General features: G+C 37.8%; 17 protein-coding genes. 11 read left to right on the plus strand and 6 right to left on the minus strand.

Going from position 1 to position 18,843, the window contains the following annotated elements:
* Positions 1-1,003 precede the first annotated feature (1,003 nt).
* Positions 1,004-1,249, minus strand: coding sequence for a hypothetical protein (locus tag D1839_RS14395; RefSeq protein ID WP_120380635.1), 246 nt, complete (start codon positions 1,247-1,249; stop codon positions 1,004-1,006).
* A gap of 487 nt (positions 1,250-1,736) precedes the next feature.
* On the minus strand, positions 1,737-1,877 hold the full coding sequence (locus tag D1839_RS21355) for a PAS domain-containing protein (protein WP_353616257.1): 141 nt from the start codon (positions 1,875-1,877) through the stop codon (positions 1,737-1,739).
* Positions 1,878-1,969: 92 nt separating this feature from the next.
* On the opposite strand from D1839_RS21355, the gene D1839_RS21360 reads away from it, so the two are divergent.
* The 10 genes from D1839_RS21360 to D1839_RS14445 all read left to right on the plus strand — a co-directional run bounded on the left by D1839_RS21360 (position 1,970) and on the right by D1839_RS14445 (position 10,855).
* Entirely contained in the window at positions 1,970-2,119 is a 150-nt protein-coding gene (locus D1839_RS21360; protein WP_120380637.1) for a respiratory nitrate reductase subunit gamma, read from the plus strand.
* 586 nt (positions 2,120-2,705) lie between these two features.
* Positions 2,706-2,912 carry a DUF2935 domain-containing protein gene (locus tag D1839_RS20390; RefSeq protein ID WP_199690208.1) on the plus strand — a complete coding sequence of 69 codons (207 nt, stop codon included), beginning with the start codon at positions 2,706-2,708 and terminating at the stop codon, positions 2,910-2,912.
* Complete coding sequence (locus D1839_RS21365) at positions 2,890-3,045, plus strand: DUF2935 domain-containing protein (RefSeq protein WP_207667442.1); 156 nt, start codon at positions 2,890-2,892, stop codon at positions 3,043-3,045. The genes D1839_RS20390 and D1839_RS21365 overlap by 23 nt, the downstream gene beginning before the upstream one ends.
* 67 nt (positions 3,046-3,112) lie before the next feature.
* The gene (locus tag D1839_RS20400) at positions 3,113-3,481 is read left to right on the plus strand and encodes a DUF2935 domain-containing protein (RefSeq protein WP_199690216.1); all 369 of its coding nucleotides are present in this window, start codon (positions 3,113-3,115) and stop codon (positions 3,479-3,481) included.
* Between the two features lie 869 nt (positions 3,482-4,350).
* Positions 4,351-5,136: a MerR family transcriptional regulator gene (locus D1839_RS14420; protein WP_120380638.1), complete on the plus strand. Its 786-nt coding sequence runs from the start codon at positions 4,351-4,353 to the stop codon at positions 5,134-5,136.
* 597 nt (positions 5,137-5,733) lie between these two features.
* A complete protein-coding gene (locus D1839_RS14425) occupies positions 5,734-6,168 on the plus strand; it encodes an N-acetyltransferase (protein ID WP_120380639.1) in 435 nt (144 codons plus the stop codon).
* A 353-nt stretch (positions 6,169-6,521) separates the two neighbouring features.
* Positions 6,522-7,241 (plus strand): ABC transporter ATP-binding protein, encoded by a 720-nt coding sequence (locus D1839_RS14430; protein ID WP_120380659.1) that lies wholly within the window; start codon positions 6,522-6,524, stop codon positions 7,239-7,241.
* Entirely contained in the window at positions 7,210-9,663 is a 2,454-nt protein-coding gene (locus tag D1839_RS14435) for an FtsX-like permease family protein (RefSeq protein ID WP_120380640.1), read from the plus strand. Before D1839_RS14430 ends, D1839_RS14435 begins: the two co-directional genes overlap by 32 nt.
* A 5-nt stretch (positions 9,664-9,668) precedes the next feature.
* Positions 9,669-10,172, plus strand: coding sequence for a PadR family transcriptional regulator (locus D1839_RS14440; protein WP_120380641.1), 504 nt, complete (start codon positions 9,669-9,671; stop codon positions 10,170-10,172).
* Positions 10,173-10,246: 74 nt separating this feature from the next.
* Positions 10,247-10,855, plus strand: a complete 609-nt coding sequence (locus tag D1839_RS14445) for a hypothetical protein (protein ID WP_199690212.1) — start codon at positions 10,247-10,249, stop codon at positions 10,853-10,855.
* Between the two features lie 411 nt (positions 10,856-11,266).
* On the opposite strand, the gene D1839_RS14450 is transcribed toward D1839_RS14445, so the two are convergent.
* From D1839_RS14450 to D1839_RS14465, 4 genes are all read right to left on the minus strand, one after another.
* Entirely contained in the window at positions 11,267-11,854 is a 588-nt protein-coding gene (locus tag D1839_RS14450) for a cupin domain-containing protein (protein ID WP_166554461.1), read from the minus strand.
* A 609-nt stretch (positions 11,855-12,463) separates the two neighbouring features.
* The gene (gene ahpF, locus D1839_RS14455; protein WP_120380644.1) at positions 12,464-13,993 is read right to left on the minus strand and encodes an alkyl hydroperoxide reductase subunit F; all 1,530 of its coding nucleotides are present in this window, start codon (positions 13,991-13,993) and stop codon (positions 12,464-12,466) included.
* 12 nt (positions 13,994-14,005) lie between these two features.
* Entirely contained in the window at positions 14,006-14,569 is a 564-nt protein-coding gene (ahpC, locus tag D1839_RS14460; protein WP_050349839.1) for an alkyl hydroperoxide reductase subunit C, read from the minus strand.
* 549 nt (positions 14,570-15,118) lie between these two features.
* Complete coding sequence (locus D1839_RS14465; protein WP_120380645.1) at positions 15,119-16,600, minus strand: alanine/glycine:cation symporter family protein; 1,482 nt, start codon at positions 16,598-16,600, stop codon at positions 15,119-15,121.
* A gap of 306 nt (positions 16,601-16,906) precedes the next feature.
* Here D1839_RS14465 and D1839_RS14470 point away from each other — a divergent pair, with 306 nt between their 5' ends.
* The gene (locus D1839_RS14470) at positions 16,907-18,562 is read left to right on the plus strand and encodes a M20/M25/M40 family metallo-hydrolase (protein ID WP_120380646.1); all 1,656 of its coding nucleotides are present in this window, start codon (positions 16,907-16,909) and stop codon (positions 18,560-18,562) included.
* The last annotated feature ends 281 nt before the right edge of the window (positions 18,563-18,843 follow it).

Consider the following 18,843-nt stretch of genomic DNA (forward strand, 5'->3'; position numbering starts at 1 on the left):
TTGTTAGCTAGATTTTATTTATACCTCATTTTTTTCCTGTTTATATATTTTAATTACATAAGAGAGGTTTTAGCATTACAGTATATCATGGTAAGCGGTAAGTGAATGAATAAGGAAAGGGAGGACACAAATTCGGAAGTGACTAATTTTAGAATTCGTATGGGAAACATCATTTATCCCGCATATAAGGTGCTGTAAGATCCCACTTCATAAAAGGAGTCAAATAATCTACTGTAACAAGTCTAATTGTAGATAACAGCACCTAAATGTCCTGTTTCGTAAGAGGTCTTTAGGTCATATCATTACGGTACTAACAAGCCGTGGGGAATGAATGAAAACCTCTACTGATTGAAGATCCGCTTTATTTAACCTTAAGCAATCATTTTTTGCACTCTGGATCGTCACCCGGAATTTTTGGATGTTGTTTGCTCCATTTAGCTATGCCAATTGGGAATAGATAATATTTAGTAATGATTTCCTTTCTGGGCAGAAAAGAAAGTATAAAATGAGTGCTTGGGGATAACGAAATAACCGAATAGCCACGTCCGGCGCATGAGCCGAGTAACGATGCGACTTTAGAAATACACCATACGATAAGGCCTCATCGGTTCGTCTCTAAGAGGAAGACCGACTAAAAACGGGCTTGCCGCCCAGAGTCGGCATACCCTTGTTTTAGTGGGCATGATTCCTTTATCCCGTAAAAAGGCGTTGTAGACTCCCGCGGTCTAAGAATAGAAGATGCAAAAGTTCACTTTATCTTTCGTTGATTCGTTCCATTCGCTACGTTGCTAAACGGGCGCTTTGCGCCTTTGTTTCACTATAGGAAAGGATAAGATTTTTTTGGTTTATAGTATAAGAAAAACAAAAAGCTTTCGCCATAAGACTTGGCGACAAGCCAAGTTTTTCTAAGCATCTCGTTTTTACTAGAAGAGCCACTACTTGTTTAGCGACTAGACGAGTATTCGTAGGTGTTGGAAGAAGGGGTGAAAAACACCCCACCTTTTTATTTTTTTCGTCTAAATGTATTTCTCCATCTACTTAATCTTTCTTTCAATGATTCTTCTGTTGCTGCAAAAAAGATACCCATTATAAAGAGGAAGCCTGCGCCCATAACAGTACCGATCCCAATGCCTGTTATATAGCTTCTGTCACTTATAAAGAAACCATATAAAAATATTAAAATCCCGATAGTTAAAACGATAGCTCCAGTATACTTAACAGCTCGTATCATCTTTCGCCGCTTTTTCATTGTCGTTACCTCCAATCATGCATACGTACTGTATTACAGTTTGAATTTCCATAATAATTACGTATCTATTATTCCATACCCTTCATTAATGGAAGCAAAAACAATTTCGTATATATTTGGTGCCCTATTTTTATTTCCGATAGTATGAAAATGCGTAAGCTAAAAAGTTTACGTGAAAACAAAGAGATGCATACAAAAGAAGGCTTCTACAAGTCCTGTAAATAGACATAGGAACGCCCCCTTAATAACTTTTATTATGAAGAAACATTTTTACAGCTGATGATTGGTCGGTTATACATAGATAAAACATTAAACATGCCAACGTAGTATTTTATTTGTCCAGTATTATTTTTAATGGTGCTTATATGTAACCACTCTTTATACACTTCACTATTTTTTCGCTTGTTCCATATTTCTCCTTGCCAATAACCATGTTTATTTATACCTTGCCACATTATTTCATAAAAAGACTTTTCCTGTTTTCAGGCTAGGTCTTCCCGATTGCTTCTTCTTTACTGTAGCCTGTCCTCTTTGTAAAGGCAGGGTTAACATATTGAATCTCTCCAGGAAGGTTCGTTATCATAATTCTTTCTGAGGTTACTTCGAATACTTTCCTTTCTAGATCTATTTGTTCTTGGTAATATGTATCGCCGAATAAGTGTAAAGCGAATTAAAGTAACGACTTCGACGAGTGATTGGGTAGCCTTAATTTTTGTGTGAATGGCAATCATTATTGGACTTTTAGCAACTAGTTTTAATGTCGATGCTAATGGATTTGATTATCGTACGACCATCGCTCCTTGGATTAGGGGAATACTCGTCTTTCATGTACAACCAGAATTAATGGCTAGCGTTCCAATTTGGCTTTAGATTCATATCTGTACAACGTTTGGTTTATATACAGTATGCCCTATATTATAAGAGAATTTAGGCGATACCATGGCGGTACCGACAATTAGTGGAGAATGAATGAAAACCTTCACTGATTGATGTGACCCCTGCCAAGTAGACAGTATTAAAAAAGCAAATTATACAGCTTGTGTCCTGAATGGATAGTACCATCTCATTTTTTGATACGACGCATCAGGGAGGATGTTGACCTCACATGCAGAAAAGGTGTTTGTTTCAGGACAAGGAAAGCTACATCAGCAACGTATCGCATGTTGAAGAAGTGTTCCTCTTTTTCCAGTAATAAGAAAAAACTTTGGAAGCGTTACTTCTCAAGTGGAAAAAGGTTTTAAGGAGGCTTCAGGCTTTAGCCGTTGTTCTACTTATGCCAGCAGGAGATGGAGAAAATTCTCAACGGAATGAAGTTCCACTTTATGCCATATTTACTACCAGTGGCGTAACATAGCTGTGCAAATGGGTGTATAGATGTTAATTTGCTATTGATGAAAAAAACTAATAATACAGTTAACTACTGAATACAATGAAGTAAGTGAAAGGAGATGATTAGTTGGAAAATTACTTAAAAAGCGCTATGTTTGAACATGAGTTTTGGCTACAGGTATTAGAAGATCATGCAAGGTTTATACATGATTCTCTTTATCCATCGGAGAAAAAGGATATTGAAAAAGCTACTTACTTTATTCAGCATTTCAATCAACTTCTAATTAAAGCAAAATCTTTAAATGAAACAAATGCAATCGCTTTTTGCAAATAATGTAGAGAATATAGTTGAACAATTAAGAGCATTCAAGCTTTCCATTATTAAGCGCCAATTATTTGGGGATATTGGTATCCACCTTACCCCTACTTTTTTGAACCATATGGTAAATGAATTGGAAGAATATTAGCTCGTGTTAAGTTATCTTAAAGAAGGGAAGATTCCTCCAATCTTTCACGAACTAGCATCATCATTTAATCTGGCTTTTAGATGCTTCTGGCCATGCAGGTGCTATAGATTCTAGGATGGATAGGGTTGAGAAAAGGCTAAAAGAAAAAAGCCAAGCATTTAACAAGCATTTCGATCAATTTTATTTAAAAGCTGTCGAATTAACGGGTTACTTACGAGCAAATGTACAAACCTTCCCTGCATTAAATAGATTTACAGATGACGTCGAACTGGAGATGGAGTTATTTAAGACGTTCTTGAATGAATTAGAAGAAATGGAATTGAGTGCAGAAGTATTAGGAACGTTTACAGCTTCCATGGCTGATCATATGGCTAGGGAAGAGCGCTATTACTTAATGAAATTGGCTGAATCTAAGAAGCTGTTTTCCAATGATTAAGCTCACAAGTAGAAGTGCAAGGAGTTTATATTACTTCCTTTGTCGGAGTTAGAGCATGAAAGATATAGAAGAATTATCTTGTGGAAGATGTGGAGCTTTAATTTGAATTTATAAGACGCATAATTGTTTTGTTGACGTTTCATATATGAAAAATATTTGGCTACTTTTCGAATACATATACAATGAAACAAATTCTAATGAAAAATGCTTGAAATAGGCAAGTAACTAAGTAATATTTAATTAGCACAATGAGTGCAAAACGTATACGTTCTGCACTTTTTAGTGTGCCAGGCATGCGCATATTCTCTGGGTTGAAGTTGAAGTCCCGATCCACGAATGCAGTAGTAGTGGTTAGTTTAAAACAAGGGTGTCTAGGTATCTGAAGGAAGTCGGTGGCGAATCTCCGCTCTTAGGAACACGAACTTCATGGAGGCTATATTTGGGTGAGATATAACGGAATAGCTACGTCCGGCTCCATCGCCCAGCAACTAGTCAACTTCACGAATCGCCCTACGATAAGTCATCATTGGTTCGTGCCTCACCATGATTCCTAAAACTTTAGTTGATTCGTTCCATTCGCTACGTTGCTAAACGGGCGCCCCGCGCCTTTGTTCGAATAGACGAGGACATGACGCAGTCAGGAAAGCGAGAAGCTATATAAAGGATGGCTATCGTTGGGTTATCGATATCGATTTAGAGAAGTTCTTCAATAAAGTACATCACCACAGATTAATGCGGACAATGGAGTCAAAGGACCAAAGACCTGAGAGTGCTTAAACTGATTAGCAGATATCTACAAGCTTACCCTTGCTTATTACGCTACGTCATAAGGTAAACTGAGATAGAAAAGTGAGAGAGGGGGATTTTGAATGGGTGAAGAGTATTTCACAGTGAAACAATTTGCGAACATGATTGGTACAACGGTGCGAACGTTACAGTATTATGACCGAAAAGGGGTATTAAAACCGGCAGATTATACAGAACATGGTCATCGCCTGTATACGCATGCTGATATATTTAAAGCGCAAAAAATAGTTACCTTAAAATATTTGGGATTTTCTTTGAAGGAAATTATAGAACATCTTAGTGAAAACGCTGGGAAAAACATGGGTGAAACTTTAGAGCAACAAAAAAAATTACTGCAAGAAAAGCGCGAACATCTTGATCATGTTATTCGCACCATTTCACGGGTAGAGAAAATTACAGAGACCAATGAAATAGATAGCGACCTGTTACTCACGCTTATTCACGCTACACAAACTGAAAGACATACTGAGGCGTGGTTAGCTAAACATTTATCACCGTCGACCGTTGAACAGATCTTTATGCGTCATTTATCAGAAGAGGAAAGGCTAGTTATAGAACGGGAGACGATGATATATATTCAGCAGCTCCAACAATTTCATCAACAAAGATATCTGCCATATCAGGCTGAAGTTCAGACTACCCTCGAACAGCTAATGGAATTCATTGTGAATATGTTTGGGGAGGAATTATTAGAGCAAATTGATGAGTTGGAACTAGAAGGTGAAGCTCTATTTCATTTCAGCTTTATGTCTTTAGAATTGGAAAAATTTATTGGAGAAGCAATAGATATTTACATGGAAAAGGCAAAAAAAAGCTGGAGTGATGTTTATAATGAAGTTATTACTTAACTCATTATAGCAGTTTGTAATGACCAACCGATGGGATTATAGAGGAGCGGATTTATTTAACAAGTCGAATAATGCTCTTTTCATAGATGTTAATACGTGCCACCAGATATCATAAATAAAGATGTTCATGATTTTCTTTGCTGTATTAACTGTTTTTGAATGAGGATAATTGCATTTCTTCGTTTGAATTTGGCATGAATCCATTGCCTGGGCTACTATGTTAATCCATGTACATATTCTGTTGCTTAAAGAAAGCATTGCATCATAAATGATTTCCCCATGTGATAAACAAAAAATAATATTTTACGTTTCAAATTCTAAAGTAGTGTGGAAATTGATATGAACTGCAAGACCCATCTCCTTGGAAGGAAAGTTCCAACTTTCACTGTTACAATTGAATGATGGATACTGTGAACTATTTTTAAAAGTATTGTGCGAATGAAAGTTCATTTGGTAAAATAAGTTATCTTCGACCCATTTGATAATACAGAGGAGATGGGTAGTAGAACGTAAAAATTAAAATTAATTTGCGGAAGTAAAATAATTGTAACTAAGAATAACAGTAAATAGACGAAATATGTGAACAGGTGATTTAGAATGAAAATAAGAAAATATCATCCAGATGAATTAGATAGGTTAGTAGAGATCTGGTATGAAGGTTCACTATATGCACATGGCTTTATCATGCAAAGCTATTGGGATTCGCAACGAAAAGCGATGAAAGAAACGTACTTACCAATGGCAGAAACGCGTGTCCTCCATGCAGAGGGGGGAATTGTGGGCTTTATTTCTATGGTCGATAATTACTTAGCTGCGTTATTCGTCCATGTAAAGTATCAGGACAAAGGATACGGAAAAAAACTTTTACAATTTGTAAAAGAGCAACGGAAGCAAATTCAATTGAAAGTGTATCAGAAAAACGAGCAGGCAATTCGTTTTTATCGTAAAAATGGCTTTCAGATCCAAGCCGAACAATTAGATGAACCGACAGGAGAAAAAGAATATGTGATGGAGTGGAATAGCGGTAATTAGCTAGTAATTAAAATGCTGTTTTTATCTTATGTAAGGTGCGTTAAGTTTCCTGCGCAAGGAGTTGGATAGTCTGTATTCCAATAAGTTTAATTCGAAGATAACAACATTTTAAATACCCTCTCGCTTAAGAAGAGGATCTTAAGTCATATGCTTGGGGTTATAACGACTAGTGAGGTTGAGTGAAAACCTCCTACTTATAAAAGAATGAAGTAATAATAATAAACCTCCCATTACCATATATACTAAGTATATATGGTAATGGTCTTTTTTTGGCTATTTTTCGCAAAAAATTGATTTATTATATATACTTAGTATATAATCGTGATAAACAAAAAATGATGGGAGAGCTAGATGTGATTCGAGTCCATAATGTAACTAAAGAGTATATGCAAGGACAAGAAAAAATTCAAGTACTAAAAGGAGTAAATTTACAAATTAATGAAGGAGAATTTGTAGCTGTTATGGGTCCTAGCGGGTCTGGGAAAAGTACATTGCTGCAATTAATAGGAGGACTTGATTTACCGACGAGTGGCGATATACAAATTAATCAACAGTCCTTACAGGAAATGAACGAAAAGAAAAGAACAATTTTTCGCAGACGACATTTAGGGTTTGTGTTTCAAAATTATCAGCTGCTCCCAACTTTAACAGTGGAAGAAAATATCGCATTTCCTATTCACGCTGATGGAAAAATAAGGAAACGAAACCAACGATCAATAACTAACTTAATCTCAGAGGTTGGATTAAAAGGTTTTGAGAAAAAGCGGGCTAATCTCCTTAGTGGTGGTCAGCAACAGCGTGTAGCTATTGCGAGGGCGCTTGTTAATCACCCCTCTGTATTATTAGCTGACGAGCCAACAGGAAATTTGGATAGAACGATAGCAGAGGATATTCTACGCTTATTGTTGACCTTTAATCGTAAACATAACCAGACAATTGTCATGGTTACGCATGATATCTTTGCAGCGGGATTTGCTGATCGGATCATTCTTTTTAGGGATGGTGTTATTGAGAAGATTATTTCTAGGAAGGATGAAGATTATGCTAAATATATGGCGCATTTCATGGCGTAATATGACAACCCATAAAAAGCGATTTTTCTTTTCCTTAGTAGCAATTATTTTTGGGGTTTCCTTTTTAACAGCAATGTTAATCGCTGATCGAACGACCAGTGACGTCTTTCGATATTATGAAAACATGTATGTAGCCAATGCCGATTATTGGATTTTAAGTGATGAACATACTTATTCTGAAGCTGAAGTATCTAGTGTTATAAACAACCCTGAAGTTACGAACTCCTTACTAGCACTGGATAAGCAAGGTTTCTTTGAACTTAATGAAAAACGTACCTTGCAGGAAAGATCTGTTCGTATTACTGGCGTAAGTGATCAAGCTAGTTCGTTACTTAAACTTCCTGTTATTGAGGGAAGCTTGGATAATCAGGGATTTGTTATTCCAAAAGCGGTAGCAGAGTTGTTGGACAAAAAGGTTGGCGACACTATTGCTATTGAAGGATTAGGAACAGCAAAAGTATCAGCAATTGTAGAATACACCCAATTACTTGCAAGTCCTGACAATTGGGAAGATGCTAATTCAACAAGCTTTCGCATTATGGCTCCGTTGGATATGTTAAGAAAATGGACAGGAATGGATAACGATATTTCTTATATGCGATTTCAAACAAAAGGGGATGGAGAAGAACTTTTTCAATCCGTGCAACAAGTGCTTAAAGATACAAATATGTATATTCAGCCAGTAGTTGCAGATGATTTACAAAGTAACGATATTGAAGGGCTGTATGCATTTTTTTATGTAGTAGCTGTTTTATCTATCTGTATTAGCGGGTTTATCGTGTTTAATATGATTTACACAAGCGTTATGGAAAGAAGAAAAGAGTTTGCCGTGATGAAAAGCCTCGGTTATTTACAAAGGTCTGTATTTAGGCTGGTACTTGTTGAAATGACCTTACTAGCTTCAGTAGGAACGCTAATTGGAGTGCCTTTGGGTGTATGGCTTGGAGATATATTTATGGCGACGCTACTAAGTGTGTTTAAATTTGATATGGTTTACACACTGCAATGGGAACTGCCAATTATTATAGCTAGTTTGATTGGGCTCATATTTCCTGTTATTTTTTCAATATTTCCGAGTTTTGTTGCGGGAAAAACACCTGTTTTATTGGCTATAAAGGAAGCAAACACTAATCAACCTACATCGCATCGTTTTTTAATCAGGAATATCTTAGGTTTGGGATTGCTAGGTTTTCTTTTTGTAGATAGTGCCCTTTCATATATTGCCATTTTAATAGCCTCGGTTCTACTATTTCCTTGCTTTGTCAGGGGATTAAAATGGGTTTTAAAACCTGTATTAGAGCTCTTGTTTTATTTTCCTGGTAGGGTTGCTGTCAAAAACCTAGATCAACAGTTAAATAGAAATGCAAATACAGCTGCTATTCTTGCTGTAGGTATCGCTATTATCCTATTGCTAGGTGCTGCGATTGAATCAGCTCCTAAGTCGATTGGAAAAGAAATTAGGGAGACATATGGGGGAGATATTCGCGTCACGTCTGAATCCCCTTGGACACAAGAAGATATAGCAAAGATTCAGTCCTACGAATCTGTGACAAATGTTGAACCTTTAGCTGAGGCAAAACCGATTACTTGGAAAACGACGCAAGGAGAAGATAGGCAATTCTCTGTTTTTTCGGTTAACCGCAATGGTCCCTCTTTACTCAAGGCTGAAAAAAGTGTCTATACGAAATTAGCAAATCAGCCATCGGTTATTCTTGGAAGTAGGGCCTTTGATGAATGGGGAGGTCATATAGGGCAAACGATAGAGATGAATACTCCTTCTGGAAAACAAAGGTATGAAGTGATCGATGTAGTAAATACCTCGCATTATTCAGGGTATGTTGCATTTATGGATAACCGTCATTTTCAGACAGAATTTGGCTGGTCTAGCGCGTTTGATATTTTGCTTACGGTTAATAAGCAAACTGAACAGGTACGTACAGAATTGTGGAATGATTTAGGAGACCATTTGGCAAAAGTGCAAACCCTAGAGGAAGAAATTGAATCGACAACTTCTGCTGTCAAAGGGATGAACGACCTTATTTTAATTATGTTGCTGCTGATTATCCTTTTAGCTAGCGTTGGTACTGCTAATACGTTATTAATGAATACATTAGAGAGAAAATCAGAAATTAGTACGATGCGGGCTATTGGCTTTACAAAGCAACAGGTACGTAAAATGGTACTTTTGGAAGGGTTGCTAATAGGGCTAGCTGGAGTATTTGGTGGGATTATAATCGGTGCGCTCCTCATATATGTAACTAGTGAATGGACGTTTATGGAAGGTTTTATATCTTTTCAATTGCCGTTTGTTAACGTTATACTAGCTATGATTGCTGGTGTTACCTTAAGTCTTTGTGCAGCTTGGGTTTCCAGTAGAAACGTTACGAGTCAAAACGTTGCATCATCACTTAAAGAAGGTTGATTAACATGTCAGTAAAATATGGGATTTTAACACTATTATCGGTTAAACAATGTCATGGTTATGAATTAAAAATAGAACTGGATTCTCTGCTTGGACTTAAGGGGAAAATCAATCCTGGTCAAATATATACCACGCTTGATCGTCTAATCCGGGATGGGTTTGTTACTTCACCAGGAATGGATGGGGAGGACAGAAGGTTATATGATATCCACATAAAAGGGAAAGAGGAATTGAATAAATGGCTAATAGAACCAGTAGCCTATAGCAACACCAAAGAAGATTTTTTCTTTAAATGGAGCTGTGCCAGAAAAACGAATTCGGAACTGGAAAAATTGATGTTGACACAACAAAAAGAATTAATCGTTAAGGAAGTTATGGAGTTAACAAAATTAAAAACTGAATTAATACTTGAAGGGGATGAGCGTCGATATTTATTAGTTACTGGGACGTTATTACATTTAGAGGCGGATTTGACTTGGATTAACCAAGTGGAAAATCGAGTAGGCTAATATTTTAATTTGGAGTTAATCCAAGGAAGAAGGGAGAAGTTATTCTGGAAATAGTAGTTGATTATAGCTGGGAATTGTTTATTGCTGCGGAAATATTATCCCTTGGTTCTTTGATTTTATTTGGTATATTTCGCTATTTTTTGAATCGGCCGAAGCAGGGCGTGCTGTTTATTCTTTTATTCTTGTTTTTATTAGCTGCAGAAGCTCTATTAGGTGTGTATGTATATATGCAGACAGGGGAGATTTCGACGTTTCTTATCGTTATTACCATTTTTGTCATCTATGCATGTACATTTGGTATTGTTGATTTTTTAAGACTAGATCGTTGGATGCGTAGTAAAATTGGCAAGTTTCGTGGTGTAGAATTGCTTACAGAAAAAGATTACGCCGCCATAAGAAGAAATAAAGATCCTAAATATGTTGCGAAAAAGTATCGTATTTCTTCACTCATTCACTTCGTTATCTTCCTAATTGTACAAACGATTTTTTGGTCATTGGGAACAGACAATTGGCAGGAAATGAAATCATATTTGACAGATCTATCATGGGTGGATCAGGGAGATATCAAAAATTCCCCTTATCCAAATGAAACCATCTTTTCTATTGGTATGATATGGAGTATTGTTTTTGTGGCTGATTTTATTTATTCTTGGTCGTATACGATTTTCCCTAGTAAGGGATAATGGTGTTTTGCTCTATTCGTTTCATTCCAAAATTGGGACAATACGTGGAAACAGTTCAATGAAATGTTTGATTTCATTGAACTCTTTTTTGCAAGGTAAGAAAGTATAAAATGAGGTGTTTGGGGATAACGAAATAACCTTAGTTTTAGTGGCATGATTCCTTTATCCCATAAAAAGGTGTTGTAGACTCCCACGGTCTAAGAATGGAAGATGTGAGCTGAACAAGTCTAAGCGGGGAGGTAACAGCACCTAAATCCCCTATTCGTTCAAAGCCTTTAGGTCATACCCTTGGGCTACTAACCATCAGCGGGGATGAAGAAACCCTGCTGGTCGAAGGTTCACTTTATCTTTCGTTGCTTCTTTCCATTCGCTACGTTACTAACCGGGCGCTTGCGCATTTGTTCAATATAGCTATTGATAATGAGGCTCTTCTTCTCTTGCTGCTGCGTCTGCCTTTGTTCGATCCACTGTGCCAAAAGGGTGCTCTGGGGGAGCATAGATGGAATAGAGCTTAAGTGGTTTGCTGCCAGTATTGGTTACATTATGCCATGTGCCAGCAGGAACCATAATAGCATCGTTGGCAGATACTTTTTTCTGAAAATAAAGGTTGTTTCTCCTGTTTCCCATTTGTGCTAAACCTTGCCCGTCTTCAATACGTAAGAACTGATCGGTATCTGGATGTACCTCGAGCCCAATATCATCACCAACAGGAATACTCATTAACGTCACTTGGAGATGGTTACCGGTCCATATAGCAGTACGAAATGTATTATTTTGCGTGGTAGCTTTTTCAATATTTACAACATATGGATGTCCTCCATAATCTGTAACACGAGTGGCTTCCGGTAGACCTTGATCTGGATACGCTAAAAAATAGGGTGAGGCTTGGTAACCCATAGGGTTAGCTTCCTGCAAGTACATTGGCTGATAGCTCCCGCGATAGAGCGGTGCATTGTAATAGCCAGGATAGGTGGGGTACAAGTATGGATAATTATACACGTTATTCATTCCTTCCCATAATCGTAATCACGCACGATATCTTATGCAAAATAATGGGCAGATGTGTATTTATTTACGTTAAAGTTAGGAAAGATATTTTTAAGTAGAGACTCATTTTTTAATGTAGAGCGATCAAACAGATAGGGAAAAGGTATGTATACTTTGAGGCAGGACGTTTTTCCGAAAGGAGCTAAAGTTATATTTAGGTGAATTTCAAAATAAAGGAATGGTACAAATCGTTTTCACTTTTTCATAACAGTAATATTCGGAATTACTTCTACATGATCTTACGGAACAAAGGCGCAAGCACCCGTTTAGCAACGTAGTAAATGGAACAAATCAACTAAAAATAAAGGAATCACGTCACTTAAACAGGGGTATGCCGACGTCTGGGCGGTAAGCCCGTTTTTAATCGGTCTTCCTCTTAAAGACGGATCGATGAGGCCTTATCGTAGGGCGATTCGTGAAGTCGCCTAGTTGCTGGGTGATGGGGCCGGACGTGGCTTATTCGGTTATTTCTTTATCCCCAAGCACCTCATTTTATACTTTCTTATCTTTTAAAGAAGTCGCCATACTGCCATTTGGCAGCATAACGACTTATCTATATGACTAGTTACGGATCAAGTAATCAAAGGCGCCTAAAGCGGCAGTGGCACCTGATCCCATAGAAATGATAATTTGGTTATAAGCGCTATCGGTGCAGTCTCCTGCAGCAAATAAGCCTGGGACATTTGTCTGTCCTTGCTTATCTACAAGGATTTCGCCCATGCGATTACGTTCAACTTTACCTTCAAGCCATTCTGTATTAGGAACAAGACCAATTTGTACGAATACACCTTGGAGCTCAATATATTTCTCTTCTTGGCTATCCCGGTCTATATAGGTAATACCATTTACACTGTCCGTACCTGTAATTTCCTTCGTTTGTGCATTTTTTATAACGGTTACGTTTGGTAAGCTGTATAACCGTTTTTGTAAAACTTCGTCTGCTTTTAATTCTGGTGCGAATTCAAGAACGGTAACATGCTTAACAATTCCTGCTAAATCGATGGCTGCTTCAATTCCGGAGTTACCCCCGCCAATAACAGCAACATCTTTTCCTTCAAATAATGGACCATCACAATGAGGGCAGTATGCTACACCGTTATTTTTGAATTCCTGTTCTCCAGGAACACCGATATTTCTCCAACGAGCACCTGTGGAAATGATGACACTTTTACTTTTTAGTACCGCACCATTTTCTAATTCAAGTTCGAATAAATCTTTCTTTTCGATGTTCTTTGCACGTTGAGAGTTCATTACATCAATGTTGTAATCATTGACATGCTCTTCCAAATTAGCTACTAGCTTTGGTCCTTCTGTACGTTTGACACTAATGAAGTTTTCGATACTCAATGTATCTTGAACTTGACCGCCAAAGCGCTCAGCAACAATACCGGTACGGATTCCTTTCCGCGCAGCATAAATGGCTGCACTTGCACCCGCTGGACCACCGCCAACGACAAGAACGTCAAATGGATCCTTTTCGGAAAGCTCAGAGGCGTCTACGCCATGTCCCAGTTTTTCTAGAAGTTCTTCGAGTGTGATTCGTCCACCATTGAAGAATTCTCCATTTAAATAAACGGCTGGAACTGCCATGATGTTCTTGCTTTCCACTTCGTCTTTGAACGCTGCACCATCAATCATGGTATGTGAAATATTTGGATTAAGCACGCTCATCATATTTAACGCTTGTACGACATCTGGGCAGTTGTTACAGCTTAGACTAACGTATGTTTCAAAATGATATTCATCAGTTATTCCTTTAATTTGATCGATGACCTTCTGATCTAATTTTGGAGTTCTTCCGCTAACCTGTAATAGAGCTAACACTAATGAATTGAATTCATGTCCAAGAGGAAGACCGGCAAATGCAATGCCCGAATCCTCACCGACACGGTTAACACTAAAGCTTGGGGTTTTTGGTAACGGTGTATGCTTAACAGTTATCCTACTGGACATGCTTGCTAGCTCATCAGTAAGAGCTAGCATATCCTGTGATATATCATCGTCCCCAGTGCTTACTTTAAGCACAAGGTCGTTTTCTAATAGTTCAAGATATTGCTGTAATTGTGACTTAATCTCTGGGTCTAGTACCATTTAAAGCACTCCTTAGATTTTACCAACTAGGTCAAGGCTTGGTTTAAGTGTTTCTTCGCCTTCTTTCCATTTTGCAGGGCATACTTCACCTGGGTTGTTACGTACATATTGTGCTGCTTTGATTTTATCAGCAAGCGTGCTTGCATCACGGCCGATACCGTCTGCATTAATTTCTACAGTTTGAATAACACCATCTGGATCAATGATGAATGTACCACGATCAGCAAGACCTGATTCTTCGTTTAACACATCGAACATACGAGTTAGTGTTTGAGATGGATCACCGATCATGCCGTATTCGATTTTATTGATTTTTTCAGAGGCGTCGTGCCAGCCTTTGTGTACGAAGTGTGTGTCTGTAGAGCAAGAATACACTTCAGCACCGAGTTTTTTTAGATTTTCGTATTCATTTTGCAAATCTTCTAGTTCTGTTGGGCATACAAATGAGAAGTCTGCTGGGTAAAAGCAGAGCACAGTCCATTGCCCTTTGAAATTTTCTTCTGTAACGTCGATAAACTCGCCTTGCTTAAAGGCTTTTGCAGAAAATGGTTGTACTTCGGTTCCTATTAAAGACATAACAATCTTCCTCCTAGAAGTATTTTGATGTATGAGCTAAAAAGCAAAAGCTTTAGCTATAATAATTCTAATTACACATCTATTATTAATTAGTAGTCGTTGTTTGTCAAGGATTTACCTTTTTTGCTACTTTTTACAGAAAAATGAGAGGTGAAAAGCCTTATTCATGTAGGTTATTGTAGATTTTTTAAAAATCAAGCGCAAATGAAATGTTTTTATTAAAAAACAAATGAAAATGATATTCAATGACAATGATAAAAAAGGGAAGTACAGAGAAAAAAGAAAAAATATCTATACTATTTGAAATGTAAGTTCTCGGAAGTCTCCCGCTTTTTGAGGAGCATGGAGCTGATAAAAGGTCTAATTACGACAAAGTGGCATCTATAGCCCAATTTGTTCAGAAACTTTTAAGTCATACCCTTCTGGAGTAAACTATCAGTAGGAGTTGAAAGAAAAATATCTTAACTGAACGAAGGTTTTCTTTATAAATTTAGCATACCAAAGAACTCCCCACAAATACACTATGTGATCGTATTTGTTGCATAACGTTTACAAAATATTCATTTTTTGCTCTGTTTTTGACTGCGTATCCTCATAAAATAGGTGTACAGTTGGATCAATTTGCCCAATGCCTAAATATCTTGCCTTATAATCTTGAAGCAAGGTAAAAAACGTTTTACTTAATAACAAAATAGCCACGACATTAATGAATGTAGGGATGGCTGAAGCGATATCGGCAAAGTACCAGACGGTTTGCCCTGTTAGACCATAACTTACAGCATAAATAACTAATGCTGTGCCTGGAATCGGGTAGAACCAGTTGTAAAACGTTAATATGCGCTTCTTAAAGGTTTGATTTTTGTTTCGCAATAAGTGGCGAAGCAGTACCTCGTAATATACAAACCATCCTGTCAGTGTCGTTAGTCCAAATAGAAAGATGGAAATGGTAATAATGATTCTTCCCGTACCACCGATTCCCATTTCAAATGCGGCTAACGTTAATTCCGCACCGGACATGCCAGAAGACCATTTTCCAGTAATAATAATAACAAAAGCAGTGACAGAACAAACAACGATCGTATCAATAAATACTTCAAAAGCACCCCATAGTCCTTGTTTTACCGGATGGTTTACTTTAGCGGTCGAGTGAACCATAGGAGAAGTCCCCCAGCCTGCTTCGTTACTATAAACGGATCTGGCCATTCCCATGCTAATAGCCTGAGTCACTGCTGCGCCAGCAAATCCTCCAACTGCTGCAGTTCCTCCAAAAGCACCTTGGAATATAATAGAAAACACGTTGCCAATCTCTGTGAAGTGGCTCAAAATAATATATAGTCCAGACAGAATATAAAATAGGACCATGAAGGGAACCAGCTTTGCTGCAAATTTTCCTATATGTCTTAAACCACCGTAAATGACGAAATAAGTAACGAGCATAAGTGTTAATGAAACGGGAATCATACCTATGTCAAATGTAGAGCTTACTGCTTCAGAAATGGTGTAGTTTTGCAGGGTGAAAAAGAAGGTTCCGAAAATACCACAACCAAATAAAAGTGCAGGTATCATCCAATAACGAAATTTCCGCTCTTCTCCTAACCCCTTTTCCATATAATAGGTTGGTCCACCATATGGATCGCCGTTTTCGTCCGTACTGCGGTAATGCACAGACAGGGTTACTTCAACTGTTTTAATAATCATCCCAAGCAAGGCACAAACCCATAGCCAGAACATAGCTCCTGGTCCCCCAACAGCAATTGCTGTTGATGCCCCGCCGATATTTGCAACACCAACAGACCCGCCAATAGCTGTACTTACTGCTTCAAAGGAAGTAATAATGCCTTTGGAGGTTGTGTTATCATGGGAACTTTTTCTTTTGAAAATGCTAAGCAATGTTTTTTTAAAAATGTGAGGCAAGTAAATAAATTGAAAAAATTTGCTACCAACTGTAAAGTACAGGCCAGTAAAGAGAATAACAATAAGGAGAGGAAGCCCCCAAAGAAGCTCTGTAATAGATTGCAGTATTTCTTGCATACGTTTGCTCCCTTCATATCATTTAATTCCAAGAAAGGGTATAAAATGAAAGTTGTTAATTTTTAAATAATAACAAAAATAATTGAAATATTCAAATGAGGATTAGAAGGATAATTGGATATTGTGAGTAATCAATGAAAGGGACCTTTCGTTGCCAATTGTTAATTGGCTGGAGCGGACGTATACACGGAAGGTTTTTATCCCTATGGTAAAAGTTACTGCAGCAGGGCCTGAAAATCAGAAAAAAATCTGTTATCATAATAGTATGATTTCTTGTGAAAACAGTATAAGGGAGGCAGGAATAGCATGTTAGATTGCAGAGAAGAAATATTGCATTTGACAAAGCAATTCGTACAAATAGAGAGTGTCGTAAATACGGATGGGGAAAAGACGCTGGCGTCGTCGCTCTATTCCATTATTTCCAGTTACCATTATTTTAGAGAACATACAGATCAAGTTATTTTACAACCAACTGTAAATGATCATATAGAGAGGTACAATGTGCTTGCATTTGTTAAAGGGACAAAAGGACAGAGCAGTAGAACGGTTATACTCATGGGACATTTGGACACGGTGGATACATTTGATTTTCAGCATTTGCAAAATGAAGCATGCTCGCCAGAAGCATTGATGACACGCCTTCACGATGAACCATTGTCATCATCTGTAAAAGCACATTTGGAATCGGAGGATTGGTTGTTTGGTCGAGGCGTTTTGGATATGAAGAGTGGGCTTGCCAGTCATTTATATTTATTGAAGTATTATGCAAATCATCCAGAAGAGTTGGATGGTAATCTTGTGTTTTTAGCGGCTTGCGATGAGGAAGATAGCTCGCATGGCGTTTTGTCAGCGTTAAAGATATTAAAAGAGTTGCAAACGAAACAAGGCTTTGACTATGCAGTTGCTATCAATGCTGATTTTGTGTCTCCTGCATTTGCAGGTGACGAGAATCGTTATATATATAAAGGAACAGTAGGGAAATTACTTCCAACATTTCTTATCACCGGGGCAGAAACGCATGTAGGATCTTGCTTTGAAGGATTAGATCCTAATTTTATTGCTTCCGAGCTAACCAGTCAAATCAATTATAATCCAGATCTATGTGATGAGGCATACGGAGAAGTGACACCGCCGCCGGTAACCCTTAAACAATCTGATCTCAAACCGACTTATACAACGCAAACGGCTTTAGCTGCCTATGTGTACTATAATTTTTTTACACATTCCTGGTCCCCAAAAGAGGTATTGGAGAAATTGAAAACAGAGGCCTATATCGCTTTTGAACGTGCAGTTACTAAATTAGAGCAGCGCTTTCAGCAATATGGGGAGAAAAGAGGAGAAGCAGTTTCTACTCTCGGGTGGCGACCTAGAGTACTTACTTACAATGAAATGAAGGAGTTATTAATAGAAGAGCATGGTGAGGCGTTTATACAGCATATGCAAGCATTTAAAAATTTTCTCCTCCAACAAGAGGACTTAGATACGCGGCTATTTTCAGTGTATGTAGTAGAAGAGGCTTGGAAATGGATGAAAGATAAAGCACCTGCTATTATTTTATTTTACTCTTCTTTGTATTCGCCAAGGATTGATTTATCGGAAGAGAATGAAAAAGAGGCGGCGATTTTAACCGCTATGGAACAGGCTGTAGCGGAAGTGCAACCAAATTATCCGCACCCTATAGCGTCACGGCATTTTTTTCCACATATTTCAGATATGAGCTTTCTAGCTATCCGTGATTCGAAAGAAGATATTCAAGCCGTGATAGATAATAATCCTGGATGGGGAACAAAGCACAAGGTATCTTATGAAGATATTCGAGAATTAAATGTACCAGTGATTAATATTGGACCATACGGTATGGACGCGCATAAGAGTCTGGAACGGGTTGAAATGACATATTCTTTTGAGATTGTACCGAACTTGACGAAACGCGTAATTGAACTATTGGGAGTCTCATCGTAATATTTATCCCGCATGTAAGGTGCGATAAGACTCCTATATCAAAATCTTGAATGGATACAAAAATGTCTAAGTGGGAGCAAACGGCACGTAAATGCCCAATTCGTTTAAGGGCCTTTAGTTCCGTACCCTTTGCTGTACTAACATTCAGTAGGAGATGGAAGAAAACTCCTACTGAATGAAGTTTCACTCTATATTGATTGGAGTATTGATCAATACAATTAGATTTAATCAAAACGGAGGCTTATGCTGAATAGGGTGACGAAATGGGAAGAACAGAATTA

Source organism: Roseburia sp. 1XD42-34 (genome assembly GCF_009917385.1).
Lineage (GTDB): Bacteria > Bacillota > Bacilli > Bacillales > Amphibacillaceae > Virgibacillus.